The sequence below is a fragment of the Cellulomonas citrea genome (assembly GCF_009829685.1).
Lineage (GTDB): Bacteria > Actinomycetota > Actinomycetes > Actinomycetales > Cellulomonadaceae > Cellulomonas > Cellulomonas citrea.
This window is the reverse complement of the sequence record NZ_VWSD01000077.1, coordinates 1-13,683: the sequence shown is the minus strand read 5'-3', so window position 1 is coordinate 13,683 and position 13,683 is coordinate 1. Positions and strand designations below refer to the sequence as shown.

The window sequence follows — 13,683 nt, the reverse complement described above, 5'->3', positions numbered from 1 at the left end:
GAGGCGATCCGGACCGCCTGCCCGGGGACCAGCCGCAGCGGGCCACCCGTGCCGGGCCGCACGTCGTGCACCACCGGCAGCGAGCCGACGCCGGGCACCTGGGCGTCCACGGAGGCGAGCGCGTACCCGTCGCACGCGGCCACCGAGAACGGCGGCAGATCGGCGGGCGCGACGACGTCCGCAGCCAGCACGCAGCCGGCCGCGTCGTGCAGCACCACGTCGAGCGGGGCGACCGGACCGCAGGCGGCGAGCACGGCCGCCAGGTGCTCCTGGACGGATCTCATGGGGGCATTCTGCCGGTCCGCCCCGCTGCGACCGGCACGACGCGGGGCAGACTGGACCCATGACCTCCGAGGCACCGCCCTATCCGCACGCCCAGCAGGGCGACGAGCCGGGCGACCTCAAGCAGCGGTTCCGCACCGAGCTGCGGGCCGAGCGCGCGCGTCGGACCGCCCGTCAGAACCTCATCGCCGGCGAGGGCGTCGCGCACGTGGTGCAGACCATCCCGGCCGTGCAGCACGCCCGGACGGTGGCCGCCTACGTCGCCCGGCCGGGCGAACCGCCCACCGGTCCGCTCATCGAGGCCCTGGCGGCGGCCGGGGTGCGCGTGCTGCTGCCCGTGCTCGGCGAGGGGCTGAGCCGGCGCTGGGCGCTGTTCACCGGGTCGGACGAGCTCGTCGTGCGGGCCCCCGGCCGGCCGCCCGAGCCTCCCGGCCCCGAGCTCGAGGCGCATGCGGTGGCCGAGGCGGACGTCGTCGTGGTGCCGGCGCTCGCGGTGGACACCTCGGGTGCGCGGCTGGGACAGGGCGCCGGCTGGTACGACCGGGTGCTGCCGCTCGTGCGCCCGGACGCGCTCACGGTGGCCGTCGTGTTCACCCACGAGGTCTACGACGCGCTCACCCACCCGCTGCCGACGCAGCCGCACGACCGCGGTGTGCAGGCGGTCGCGACCCCGCAGTACTGGCTGCCGCTGGACCAGGCGGCCGAGGTCTCGTCCGCCGGACCGGCGTAGGTCCGCGGGAGCCGGCCGGACCGGGTCGGGACACCGCCGGCCACTGGGGGTATCGTTAGCACTCGGAACCTACGAGTGCCAAGCCCCGCGAGCGCACCAGATGTGCCCGGGACGAGGTGACGTACCGCACCACCGGCGAACCAGGAGCGTTCACGTGCCGACCTACTCCTACCGCTGCACGGTCTGCGACCACGCGTTCGACGTGCACCAGTCCTTCAGCGACGACGCACTGACCGTCTGCCCGAACTGCGAGGGCCGGCTGCGCAAGGTGTTCTCACCCGTCGGCGTCGTCTTCAAGGGCTCCGGCTTCTACCGGACCGATGCGCGCTCCGGGTCGAAGACGGCCTCGCTGCCCGCGTCCACGGGGTCGAGCAGCAGCTCCTCCTCGGGCTCGGGCGAGTCGTCGTCCACCACGTCGGCACCCGCCTCCTCGCCGGCGCCCGCGAGCACGTCCAGCACGACGAGCAGCACCACCAGCAAGGCCGCCGCGTCCTGACCGCCCGAGGGCTGGGCCCCTGCGGCTGATGCGCCGGGCTCCGGGGCGTCCGCGCCCCTGACCAGCCGTCCCCAGCCTCGCTGGGTGCGTGACTGCCGCGCTCCGGTCGTCACGCCGACGCGAGGGCCGCACCGCGCTGCCTAGCGTCGCGGCCGTGCCTCAGTCGACGCCCGCCCACGACCGCGCGTTCACTCCTGCCGTCCCCGGGCAGGGCCGCTCGGACCCCGGGCAGGGCCGCTCGGACCGGCCCGGCGCGACGTCGTGGCCGGCACCCGAGCCGGGGCGTCGGCCCCCTCCCCTGCCGCCCGTGCCGCACGGCTGGCGGGTCCGGCTGCGGGTCCTCGTCTGGCGTGCCCGGTGGTGGACGGCGGCCACCCTGCTCGCCCTGGCCTGCGCCGCAGCCCTGCCCGTGATCGCACCCGCACCGACCGGGACCGCGACGCTCACGGTGACCTCCCACGAGCTGGCGGCCGGCGCCACCCTCGCCGCACGTGACCTCATGACGGTCGCAGTCCCCGTGCAGGCGGTCCCCGACCAGGCCGACCTCACCCCCGCCGAGCTGGTGGGCCGCACGCTCGCCGTCACGGTCCCCGCCCGCAGCCCGCTGGTCCCGGGTGTGCTCGCCGGCGGCCTGCACGGCCCGGACGGGACGGTGGTCGCCGTGGTCCGGCTGGCCGATGCGGCGCTCGTCGCCCTGCTGCACCCCGGTGACCGGCTCGACGTGCTCGGCTCCGACGGCCTGGGCGGTGACGGTGCGGTGCTCGCGCACCGGGCGCTCGTGCTGCCGCAACAGACCGCCCCGTCAGCGGGGGCCGGCGCCTTGGGCTGCGGGGCGGACCCGAGCGCCACCGTCGTGCTCGCGGTGCTGCCCGACGAGGTCGCGGGGCTGTCGGGCGCCGCTGCCTCGGGAGGCCTCACCGCGGTCGTCGTGCCATGATGCGCGCGGTCGCGAGGGCCGGCCGGGGACGAGGAGAGCCATGTCCGAGACGTACCAGCGCGGGGTCAAGGCCACCGGCGGGCTGCTGCACGGGTTCAAGGAGTTCATCTCACGGGGCAGCGCGATCGACCTCGCCGTCGGCGTCATCATCGGCGCCGCCTTCGGCTCGATCGTCAAGGCCCTCACCGACGGGGTCATCAACCCCCTCATCGCAGCGCTCTTCGGCAAGCCGGACATCTCCGAGGTGCTCACGTTCCCGCTCAACGGTGCGACCATCTCGATCGGCCTCGTGCTGCAGGCGGTGCTCACCTTCCTCATCACCGCCCTGGCGCTGTACTTCGCCATCGTGCTGCCGATCAACACGATGCGCGCCCGCCGCGCCCGCGCCGTCGAGCAGGCACCACAGGCCCCGTCGGAGGAGATCCTGCTGCTCACCCAGATCCGCGACCTGCTCGCCGAGGAGTAGGAGCGCCCTGCGGCGGTGCGAGGATCGTCGGGTGGAGCAGCCAGCCAGCCGACCGCGCCGATCCCGCCGCGCCGTCCGTGCGCCCGGGACCGTCGGGCACGACGAGTCGGTGCTGCGCACGGTCGTCCCGGCCGCTCCGACGACCCCGGCCCCCAGCACCGTCGCGCCGGCGTCGCAGCCACCCGCGCTCGACGACGACCACGCACTGCCGGTCCGCAGCCTCGACGACGGTGACGTCGGGTGGGGCGAACGCACGGCCGACTCGAACGACGACCGGCTGCGCCGGGACGTCCCCCCGCACTGGTGAGGCGGACACTCGCAAGGCGGACACCGGCGAGGCGGACCGGGGTCCGCGACGAACGCTGACCGGACGGGCGCGGGGCTCCGGAGCGGACGAGCGCGGCGGCTCAGATGCGGTCGGTCGGCGGTTCAGACCAGGGCGCGGACCACGGCGGCACGCACCGCGGTGTCGACCCGGTGGCTTCGACGCGTGATGCCGAGCGCCGCCCGCAGCTCGTCCGCGAGCTCGTCCCGGCTGCGTTCCTGACCGTCCGAACGGATCCAGGCGACGAGGTCGTCGAGCTGGTCGTCGCTGTACGCCCCGATCGGCAGCCCCTGCCGCACGTCGGGGCGCGGCACAGCCGGCACGGCGAGCGCGAGCTGACGCGGCGACGGCTGGTCCGGGTCCGGCGCGGGCGCGGGCGCGGCGACCGTCGCAGGCACCGGGACCGGGACGACCCGGCTCGTTGGCGTCTCGGCGGTCACCGGGGCCCTCGAGCCGGTCGGCACCACGATCGGCGCGACGGGTCCGGGCACGTCGAGGTCGAGCGATGCGGCGGTGGCAGTGGCGGTCGCCGGGGCGACCTCCGGCTGCGGGGCCACGACCTCGACGGCCGGGGACGTCACCTCGTCGACCAGGGACGTCACCTCGTCGACCAGGGCCTCCATCCCGTCGACGGCGGCCTCGGCCTCGACGGCCGGGGCCTTCACCTCGTCCTGCGGGTCGGCGACCGTCGGGGCGACGACCTCGGAGACCGTGACCGTGCCGGGGGCGCCGTCCACGGCAGCGACGTCGTCCACGTCCGGCGTCGCGTCCGCCACCGGCTCGTCGACCGCGGCAGCCACGCCCTGGGCCGGGGTGAGGTTCTCGGTGAGCACCGGGATCGGCCGGGTGACCGGCATGTCGAGCTGCGGCGGGAGCTGGGCGTGCACCGCGCGGCGCACCCGGTCCACCTCGGCCTGCGGGTCGAGGAACGCCGCCACGGACCAGATCCGCACGACGGACCAGCCCAGCGCGGCCAACCGGTCGGCGACCAGCCGGTCCCGGGCCCGGATCGAGGGCTCGGTGACGTAGGCGTCGTCATCGGTGAGCACGGCCACGACGAACCTGTCCGGCATCGCCGGGTGGCCCACCACCATCGGGATGCGCACCCCGCCGGGCAGCCCATGGTCCAGCTCGACGTTGAGGCCGTGCCGCCACAGCCGCTCGGCCACGTCGAGCAGCAGCCGGTCGGCGTCGAGCGTCGGGGCGCCCGCGTCGTCGCCGACGTTGGCCGCCGCGACCTGGGTCTGGCCGGCACCGCGCCGACGGGCGAAGTCGAGCAGGTCGGCGAGCAGCCGGGGCCCAGGCCCACGCAGCCGCTCGGGGTCCAGGTCCTCGGCGCCGAAGCAGGCCACCACGTCGAGCCGGTGCCGCACCGAGCCGAGCGCGTCCAGCAGCAGCGCATCGCCGCCCGGCCCGGACAACGGGCCGAACGAGTGCAGCACCCGGCGGTGCGGCGTGCGCCCCAGGCCGAGCGAGAGCACGACAGCCTCGCGGCGCAGCCCGGCCACGTTGGGCAGGTCGACGACGACGAACGGTTCGGGCCGACCCGAGTCGAAGAACGCAGCCAGGGCAGGGGCGCCGCGCACCTCGGACAGCACCGCGTCGCGCACGGCATCGGCGTGCCGGGCGGTCACGGTGACGACGGCCAGCGACTCGTCCGGGCGGGTGAGCGCATGCTCGAGCACGAGCTCGACCACCTGGTCGACCTCGGCGCGGGTGGAGTCCACCAGCCCGGCGGCCGCATCCGGCATCCCGGTGCCGTCCACCTCGTGCAGGTGGACCAGCGGGGAGGCGTCCGGCAGCGGCACCGGCCGCAGCACACCCGCGTACCCGTGCTGGGCGAGGAACGCCGTGAGGTACGGGTCGCGACGGGCGCCGTCAGCCGTGAGGGCCACCGTCGGCAGGATCTCGGCGAGCTCGCGCACGGCCGTCGACGACGCGCACCGCGCATCCCCTACGACCACCACCTGGCGACCACGGGCCAGGGCCGGGACCGCCATCTGGGTGGGCAGGTGCCCGGCGGCGTCGAGCACGACGAGGTCGACCTGACGCACCGGCGGGGCGACCTGCGGCACGAGCATCGGGCTCACTGCGAGCACCGGACGCAGGTGACGGGCCACATCGGGGTACCGCTGGGCGGTGTCCCGGACGGAGACCAGGTTCTCCTCGACGAGCTCGACGAAGAACGCCTCGCTCTGCTCGCGGAAGTGCCGCAGCCGGCCCTGCAGCCCCTGCACCACCTCGCCGAGCACGACGGGCGGCAACGACTCGACGTGCTCGCGGTCGGCCGCGGCGAACCGCGCGGACAAGGCCTCGAGCGCGGTGCCGTCGTAGCCGGCCAGCGCCGGGTCGGCGGCCAGGATCTGCTCGAAGACCGTGCTCCACCAGGCCAGCTCCAGCTCGGCGGGAGCCAGCTCGGCCGGCACCCGGCGCCGGTTGAGGTCGGCGACCAGGGGTTCGAGGCCGCACACCTGCGCCCTCGACAGCAGCATGGTGCGCTCGGGCAGACCGGTGAGCGAGGCGGCCGAGTCGGCCAGCCGACGCAGCCGGACGGCGAGCTCGTCCAGCGGGAGCGCCGACAGCCGCGCACCGACCTGCGGCAGCACGGCCTCCAGTCCCTCGACATCGGCCCGGACGGCCGCGTAGTCGGCCTCGATCAGCTCGAAGCTGTCCGGCAGCCGCGGCCAGCCACCGGCCGGGCAGTGCGCCCGCCACGTCTCCCGGCGGACCTGGACGTCGAGCAGCGCGGCGTGCAGATCGGCCACCGGGCGGCCCGGACGCAGCATGTCGTGGGCCTGCTTGCGCAGCCGACGCCGCACCCAGAAGCCCATCTCGACGCCGTGCTCGGCGCGCCAGGCCTTGGTCGCGGTGGCCGCCACCATGTCCGACGGGCTGCGCTCGAAGACGATCGGGCTGAACAGGTCGAGCGAGGCCCGCACGGCCGAGAGCATCGCGATCTGGTCCGCCCAGGCGCCCAGGCTCGCCGCGGGGGTCAGACCGGTCTCCTCGGCGACCTGGCGGGCGCGGGCGACCAGGGTCGGCAACGTGCTCGTGACCAGGCGCTCGACCCGGCGCAGCGCTACCGTCGCATCGGCGTCGGTGCGCAGGTCGGCGCCGAACCACGGCGTGTCCTGCGGCCGCAGCGTGAACGCCCCGAGCTCGCCGGCACGACGCAGGTCGGCGCCCAGCTCGGCGCGCCGCTGCTCGTCCAGCACCCGGGCCGCATCGGGCGTGAGCCGGGCCGTGGTGCGCGGGGTCGGCCGCTGCGCGGTGAGCCGGGCGAGCTGCTGCAACGCGTCGTACGCGGAGACGTCCCAGGGCGCGCGCGGGGTGTGCAGCGCCTGCACGTAGGCCGCGAGCTGGTCCCGCAGCTCACCGACCTGCTCGTGCAGCCGCCGCCGGTCGTCCGGGTCCACGACGGGGGCGTCGAGGGTCATCGCACCGAGCAGCCGGCGCGCCACCGTCTGGCGCCAGCCGGCCTCGGGCGGCACGTCGAGCACCAGGTCACCCAGGCCCAGGGCGGTCAGCCGTTCGGCGAGCGCGAGCGCCCCACCGCGGCTGCCCGGCACGTAGAGCACCGTGAGCCCCGCCGCGGCGGCGTGCGCCACGACGGCCGCGAGCGTCCCGGTGACGTCGGAGCCGGCCGGCGCGTCGACGAACAGGTGGGCGCCGGTCTCGACCGCATCGAGCACGTGGCGCTGGGCGGCGTCCAGGTCGCCGACGCCCCGTTCGGCCGCGGGGTCGCGGTCGGTGAGCACCGGGGCGGGCAGCTCGACGGCGAGCGCGGCGCGGGCCGGCTCGTCCCCGGCGAGCGCGGCGACCAGCTCGTGGTCGGTGAGCGAGGCGGCCAGGGCGTCCAGGTCGTCCACCAGGGCCTGACCGGGGTGCACGAACGCGCCGACGACCCGGCGGTCCACCAGCTCGAAGTCGGCGAGCACCGCCTCGCCGAGCGAGGCGAGCCGGGCCAGGGCCGGCCGCGGGTCGAACCCGCCGTCGGCGTAGGTGCCCTCGGCCAGCGCGACCGGGTCGAGCAGCGCACCGCGGCTGCGCAGCGCCCGGACCAGCACCGGGTTCACCTGCACCTCGGGTTCGAGGGTGAGCTCGTAGTCGCTCTCGGCCGAGCCGCGGGCGCTCAGGGTGACCGGCCGCAGCAGCACCGGCACCCGCATGGTGCGGGCACCGGGCAGCTCGTCGGCGGGCTCGTCGCGGTCGCCCGGCCGGTGCGATGTGGCGGCGGCGAGCGCGGCGACGTCGTCGTGCGCGACGTCCGGCCAGGTGGGTTCGGTCCAGGTCGCCACACCGATGGCGAGCGACGTGGGGGCGACCCCGTACCGCTGGGTGCTCACCGCGGCACGTGCGGCCACGGCGCGGGCCCGACGGCGCGCGGTGGACAGCGCGGCGCCCTCCCGGACCAGGTTGGACAGGCGGGTGGGGCGGCCCGCGAACAGCTGGGCCATGCCCGACGGGTGCGCGGCCGACAGGTCGAGCGCGGCCTCGGCGAGCAGGTCGATGTCGCTGCGGGCGGAACCACCGGCCTCGGCGACCAGCGCCGCCCGCCAGGTGGCGACGGCGCCGTCGACCAGCTCGGTACGGGAGGGCGGTGCGACGAGGGCGACATCGGGTGCCGCGGCCTGCGTCTGCTCCCCGGTGCCGGGTGTACGGGCTGGGACGGTCACGTCGGCCACGCTAACCCGGGGTTCTCCCGGCGCCCGGGGGGCACGCCGTGCGGTGCCGATCGGGCCTGCTGGTTTCACCGGGCCGGGTGGGCGGGGCCAGACGCACCAACGCCCGCGGACCTGAGGGCCGCGGGCGCGTTCTTCGACGACGAAGAGAGTTGAAAGACGGTGCGCACCGCGCAGGGGGCAGGCGATGCGCACCGTCGGGTGTAAGTCTGATACAGGATCGCCCGTGGGTCAAACCGGCCGGTCACCCGTTCAGCCGACACCACGAACCCTGAACTGAGGACAGCGCCGGAGCCCTGGTCCGGACCCCCGACCGGGGTCGCCGCCGGCCGTCTGCCGCCGCGGCGAGCACCGCCCATGACATCTGTCAGGCCCGACCGGGTGCATCCGTCGTGGTCCACGACGCACGTCCCGGCGCAGGCTCGAGCCATGACGACAGCAGCCAACCTCGCACTCGGGCTCCTCCTGCTCGGGTGGCTCCTGTGGCGACAGACCACGACCCGCCCCTTCGACCCGCAGCGGTCCGCGACCTCGCTCGTCATCCTCACCGCGGTCGGGCTCCTGCAGATCTCGCAGGACCCGCAGGCGGCCCGGGTCGGCACCGCCGCCGCACTGCTCATCGGCGCCTCGATCGTCGCCGCGGCGGCGTTCGGCGCCGTCCGCGCCGGGCTCATGCGCCTGTGGCGCGACGCCGACGGCCGGTTCTGGCGCGCCGGGACGGCCGCGAGCGTGGCGCTGTGGCTCGTGCCGACGGGGCTGCACCTGGGGGTCGACCACCTCGCGGCCCGCGTCGACCCTGCGGCCGCCGGGCTCGGCGCCGACACCCTCGTGCTCTACCTGGCCGTCACGCTGGGCGCCCAGCGTCTCGTGCTCGCCGCGCGCGCCCGACGGATGGGCGCGGCAGCGCACGCGCCGACCGCCGTCGGGTGGTAGACCGTCCGGGTGCCGACCGTCCCCGACGCGCTGCGACCACGCCGCCTCGCCGCCGAGCTCGTCGACCTCGTCCGGCACGCACCGGGCACCATGGTGTGGCTGGGGATCCTGGCGATCACCGCCATCACGACGAGCCGGATGTCACCGGAGCACCTGGACCGCGTGCTCGGCCACCGGTCCACCAACCTGGCGAACCTGGCGCACGACCCGATCCGGGTGCTCATCACCTCGCTCATGGTGTTCGACGGCGGCACCTGGTTCGGCTACGCGGTGCTCTACCTGGTGTTCCACGCCCCCGTCGAACGCCGGATCGGCACGCGACGCTGGCTCACCGTCGCCCTGGGCGCGCACGTGCTGGCCACCTACGTGAGCCAGGGGTTCGTCGCGCTCGGCATCCGGTCCGGCTGGGCGTCCCCGGTCGTCGCGCACGCGCTGGACTACGGGGTCTCGTACGCCCTGGCCGGTGTGCAGGGCGTGGCGACCTACCTGCTGCCGCGGCGCTGGCGCTGGCCGTACGCGCTCGTGATGTGCCTGGTCTACCTCGTGCCGTTCGCGGCCGACGGGATCACCTTCACCTCGATCGGCCACGTCACGGCGCTGGCGATCGGGTTCTGCTGCGTCCGGTTCACCCGCCCGCGGCTGCGGGTGGAACCACCCCTGTCCGGGACGGTGGCCTGAAGGCCCGTCAGCCGGCGGTGACCTCGCCGATCGCCTGGTCGAGCATCTCGAGCCCGAGGTCGATCTCGGCGTCGGACGCCGTCAGCGGCGGGGCGATCCGGAAGGTGCCGCCCCAGCCCGGCATCTGCACGACATTCATGTGCAGGCCCAGGTCGAAGCAGCGCGCGGTGATCTGGGCACCGAGCGCATCGGCGGGGGCCTTGGTCGTGCGGTCGAGCACGAGCTCCAGGCCCTGCAGCAGCCCACGGCCGCGTACGTCACCCACCACCTCGTGCCGCTCGCCGATCGCGCGCAGACCCGCGTGCAGCCGGGCGCCGAGCTCACCGGCCCGGGCCACCAGCCCGTCGCGCTCCACCACGTCGAGCACGGTGCAGCCGACGGCGGCGACCAGCGGGTCGGACACGTGCGTCGTGTAGAAGAGGAAGCCCCGCTCGGCGGCCCGCGCCTCGATCTCGCTGCTCGTCACGACCGCCGACAGCGGCAGCCCGGCACCCAGGGTCTTGGACAGCGTGAGGATGTCCGGCACCACACCCTCGCGCTCGAACGCGTACATGTCCCCCGTGCGCCCGAGGCCGGTCTGCGCCTCGTCGAGGATGAGCAGCATGCCGCGCTCGCGGCACTTGGCCGCGAGCGCCGCGAGGTACCCGTGCGGCGGCACGACGATGCCCGCGCTGGACAGCACCGGTTCGACCAGGCATGCCGCGAGCGAGCCGACGGACTGCGCGTCGACCAGGGCGAACGCGTTGTCCAGCTGACGGCGCCAGTCCAGCTCACCGTCCGGGCCGAGCACATCGGGCCGGTAGGTGTTGGGCGTCGGGATGGCGATGTTGCCGGGGGCCGCCGGGCCGTAGCCCTTGCGGCCCGAGGAGTAGGTGGCCGCCGCGGCCGCGCCCGTCATGCCGTGCCAGGAACCGGCGAACGAGACCACCTCGAACCGACCGGTGACGAGCTTGGCGAGCCGGATCGCCGCCTCGTTCGACTCGGCGCCGGTGGACAGCAGCAGCACCTTGTCGAGCGGGTCCGGCAGCGAGGCCGCCAGCCGGGTGGCGAGCTCGACGACGGGCCGCGACAGCATCCCGGAGAACAGGTGGTCGAGCGTCGCGGCCTGCCGCTGCACGGTGGCCACGACGTCCGGGTGCGCATGCCCCAGCACGGCGCTCATCTGGCCCGACGTGAAGTCCAGCAGCCGGTGCCCGGACTCCGTCGTCACCCACGACCCGGCCGCCGAGGCGATGATCTGCGGGGAGAACGCGCCGCCGTAGCGCAGCAGGTGGGCCCGGGCGTCGGCCCAGACCTCGTCGGAGCTGGACTGACGGGGGGCGGCGCTCGCGCTCATGGCAGCACCGTAGGACCGCGCCGTGGCCGACGCGCCGGACGTCCGCACGGCGACCCTGGCGCACCCGGACCGGCCCCCGGGGCGGCATCAAGATCCCGTCAAGATCGGGCGTCCGGCGTCAGGACGGCGTCAAGATCCCGGATCCCCCACCGCGGCCGACCGAACACTGGCGCCATGTCGTCGTTGATGTCCGCACCCAAGCGCCTGCTGCTCGGCAGCCCGCTGTCCAACGAGCAGATGGGCGAGACCCTGCTGCCCAAACGGCTCGCGCTGCCGGTGTTCTGCTCCGACCCGCTGTCGTCCAACGCGTACGCCACCGAGGAGATCCTGCTCGTGCTCGGCACCGGCGGGCTGGCGATGCTCACCATGACGCCCTGGATCGCGCTGGCGGTCATCACGCTGCTCGTTGTCGTCGTCGCGTCCTACCGGCAGACCTGCCACGCCTACCCCGGCGGCGGCGGGGCGTACGCCGTGAGCAAGGCCAACCTGGGACGCAACGCGGCGCTCGTGGCCGCGAGCGCCCTGCTCGTCGACTACGTGCTCACCGTCGCCGTCTCGGTCGCGGCCGGCGTCGCCAACATCGTGGCCGCCGTGCCCGAGCTCGCCCCGCACGCCGTCGCGCTGTGCGTCGGGCTCATCGTCGCGCTCGCGCTGGTCAACCTGCGCGGCGTCAAGGAGTCCGGCACCGCGTTCGCCATCCCCACCTACGGGTTCGTGGCCAGCGTGTTCGTCATGATCGGCGTCGGGCTGGTGCGCACCGCGCTCGGCCACCCGCCGGTCGCGTCCTCGGCCGGGCTGCCGCTGGCGGCGACGTCCACGCTGTCCCCGCTGCTCGTCGTCGCGCTCGCGCTGCGCGCCTTCGCCTCCGGCTGCACCGCGCTCACCGGGGTCGAGGCCGTGAGCAACGGGGTGCCCAGCTTCCGGGTGCCCAAGTCGCGCAACGCCGCCGCGACGCTCACCGCCATGGCCGTGCTCACCATCGCCATGTTCGTCGGGATCACCGCGCTGGCCATGATCACCGGGGTGCGGATGGGCGACCCCGCCACGCACCCGGACCAGATCACCGTGATCGCCCAGCTGTCCGCCGCCGTGTTCGGCAACGCCTCGTTCGGGTTCTACGTGGTGCAGGTGTTCACCGCGGCCATCCTCGTGCTGGCCGCCAACACGGCGTTCAACGGGTTCCCGATCCTCGCCTCGATCCTCGGGGAGGACGGGTTCCTCGGCCGTCAGCTCGCCCGCCGCGGCGACCGGCTCGTGTTCTCCAACGGGATCATCATCCTGGCCACGCTCGCGATCCTGCTCGTCGTGCTGTTCGACGCCTCCACCACGCGGCTCATCCAGCTGTACATCCTCGGGGTGTTCGTCTCCTTCACCCTGAGCCAGGCCGGCATGGTGCGGCACTGGACCGACGAGCTCACCCGCACCGCCGAGTCCCGGGCCCGGGCCTCGCTGCACCGCAAGCGGCTCATCAACGGGCTCGGCGCCGCGGTGACCGCGCTCGTGCTCGTCATCGTGCTCGCGACCAAGTTCACGCACGGCGCCTGGATCGTCGTCATCGCGATGCCCGCCACGTTCTGGCTCATGCTCGCCATCCGGCGGCACTACGACCGGGTCGACACCGAGACCACCCCCGCCGCCGGCGGCGTGCCGCTGCCCAGCCGGGTGCACGGCGTGGTGCTCGTCTCCCGGCTCAACGCCCCCACGCTGCGGGCCCTCGCGTTCGCCCGGGCCACCCGGCCCTCGACGCTCGTCGCGCTCAACGTGCGCTCCAACCCCGCCGAGAGCGACCGGCTGCTGCACGACTGGGACGCCCGCGACATCCCCGTCCCGCTCACCGTGCTCGACTCGCGCTACCGGGACACCACCCGGCCCGCACTGGAGTACGTGAGCCGCATCCGCCGGGACAGCCCGCGCGACATCGTCGTGGTGTTCGTGCCCGAGTACGTCGTCGAGCACTGGTGGCAGCAGGTGCTGCACAACCAGACCGCGCTGCGGCTCAAGGCCCGGCTGCTCTACACCCCCGGCGTCATGATGACGTCCGTGCCGTGGATCGGCGGGGACACCGAGGGGGCGGCGGCCGTCGCGACCCCGGAGCGTGTGACAGTCTGACCGCATGGGTGCGGCCGATGCGGCAGGGCTGCCTGCGCCGTCGGCCGGGCTGCCCCGGACCGGGCTGCGGCTGAGCCGGGGACGACGGCTGGCCGGGCTGCTCGTCGTGGCCGTCGGCGCCCCCGCGCTCACCGCCGTGCTCGTCGGACGCGGGCTCGCGCTCGGTGCCGTGCTGCTGCTCTACCTGCTCGTCGTGGTGGCCGCGGCGGCGGTCGGCGGCGTCGAGCCGGCGCTGCTCGGTGCGGTCGTCACCTTCGGCCTGGCCAACTGGTTCTTCGCCGAACCGGCGCACACCTTCAGCGTCGCCCGGCGCGACTCGCTCCTCGAGCTCACCGCGTTCCTGCTGGTCGCAGCAGTGGTGGCGGTCTCGGTGCACGTCGCGGCCCGGGAGCAGACCCGGGCCGCGCGCTCGGCCTACGAGTCCCGGCTCATCGCCCGGATGTCCGCCGAGCCGGTGGCCGAGCAGACCGTCGCCGCCGTGCTCACCCAGGTGCGCGAGCTGCTCGTGATGAACGCCGTCGCGCTCGTCGAGGCCGGTCACCCCGACCACGTCATCGAGACCGTCGGCGACCCCGGCGACGGCCCTCCCGTGCTCACGCTGCGCGCCGACGACGAGCTCGACCTGCTCGCCTGGGGCCCCGAGCCGTTCGGCGCCGACCGGCGGCTGCTCACGTCGCTGGCCGGGGCCGCCGCACGCGCGCACGGTGCG

At 75.1% G+C, this 13,683-nt stretch carries 11 protein-coding genes and 1 pseudogene; 9 read left to right on the top strand and 3 right to left on the bottom strand.

Annotated elements, in window-relative coordinates; all coding sequences use genetic code 11:
* A pseudogene (locus tag F2B26_RS09915) lies at positions 1–284 on the bottom strand (molybdopterin molybdotransferase MoeA); the annotation flags it as partial.
* A 59-nt stretch (positions 285–343) separates the two neighbouring features.
* On the opposite strand from F2B26_RS09915, the gene F2B26_RS09910 reads away from it, so the two are divergent.
* The 5 genes from F2B26_RS09910 to F2B26_RS09890 all read left to right on the top strand — a co-directional run bounded on the left by F2B26_RS09910 (position 344) and on the right by F2B26_RS09890 (position 3,218).
* Positions 344–1,012, top strand: a complete 669-nt coding sequence (locus tag F2B26_RS09910; RefSeq protein WP_159808872.1) for a 5-formyltetrahydrofolate cyclo-ligase — start codon at positions 344–346, stop codon at positions 1,010–1,012.
* A 154-nt stretch (positions 1,013–1,166) separates the two neighbouring features.
* The gene (locus F2B26_RS09905; RefSeq protein WP_159808870.1) at positions 1,167–1,508 is read left to right on the top strand and encodes an FmdB family zinc ribbon protein; all 342 of its coding nucleotides are present in this window, start codon (positions 1,167–1,169) and stop codon (positions 1,506–1,508) included.
* A 154-nt stretch (positions 1,509–1,662) separates the two neighbouring features.
* Positions 1,663–2,445: a CpaB family protein gene (locus F2B26_RS09900; RefSeq protein ID WP_159808868.1), complete on the top strand. Its 783-nt coding sequence runs from the start codon at positions 1,663–1,665 to the stop codon at positions 2,443–2,445.
* Between the two features lie 40 nt (positions 2,446–2,485).
* Entirely contained in the window at positions 2,486–2,911 is a 426-nt protein-coding gene (gene mscL, locus F2B26_RS09895; RefSeq protein WP_235929594.1) for a large conductance mechanosensitive channel protein MscL, read from the top strand.
* Positions 2,912–2,942: 31 nt separating this feature from the next.
* Positions 2,943–3,218, top strand: coding sequence for a hypothetical protein (locus tag F2B26_RS09890; protein ID WP_159808866.1), 276 nt, complete (start codon positions 2,943–2,945; stop codon positions 3,216–3,218).
* Positions 3,219–3,340: 122 nt separating this feature from the next.
* Here the strand turns inward: F2B26_RS09890 and F2B26_RS09885 are convergent, their stop codons facing one another.
* A complete protein-coding gene (locus F2B26_RS09885; protein WP_235929593.1) occupies positions 3,341–7,912 on the bottom strand; it encodes a PDDEXK-like endonuclease domain-containing protein in 4,572 nt (1,523 codons plus the stop codon).
* A 435-nt stretch (positions 7,913–8,347) separates the two neighbouring features.
* Here F2B26_RS09885 and F2B26_RS09880 point away from each other — a divergent pair, with 435 nt between their 5' ends.
* Complete coding sequence (locus F2B26_RS09880; RefSeq protein WP_159808862.1) at positions 8,348–8,851, top strand: hypothetical protein; 504 nt, start codon at positions 8,348–8,350, stop codon at positions 8,849–8,851.
* 9 nt (positions 8,852–8,860) lie between these two features.
* Positions 8,861–9,529, top strand: coding sequence for a rhomboid-like protein (locus tag F2B26_RS09875; protein WP_159808860.1), 669 nt, complete (start codon positions 8,861–8,863; stop codon positions 9,527–9,529).
* A gap of 7 nt (positions 9,530–9,536) precedes the next feature.
* Here the strand turns inward: F2B26_RS09875 and F2B26_RS09870 are convergent, their stop codons facing one another.
* Positions 9,537–10,865 (bottom strand): aspartate aminotransferase family protein, encoded by a 1,329-nt coding sequence (locus F2B26_RS09870; protein ID WP_159808858.1) that lies wholly within the window; start codon positions 10,863–10,865, stop codon positions 9,537–9,539.
* A gap of 174 nt (positions 10,866–11,039) precedes the next feature.
* Here F2B26_RS09870 and F2B26_RS09865 point away from each other — a divergent pair, with 174 nt between their 5' ends.
* Positions 11,040–12,974, top strand: a complete 1,935-nt coding sequence (locus tag F2B26_RS09865; RefSeq protein ID WP_201292686.1) for an APC family permease — start codon at positions 11,040–11,042, stop codon at positions 12,972–12,974.
* Positions 12,975–12,978: 4 nt separating this feature from the next.
* On the top strand, positions 12,979–13,683 hold a 705-nt coding region (locus tag F2B26_RS09860), incomplete at its 3' end, for a DUF4118 domain-containing protein (protein WP_159808856.1).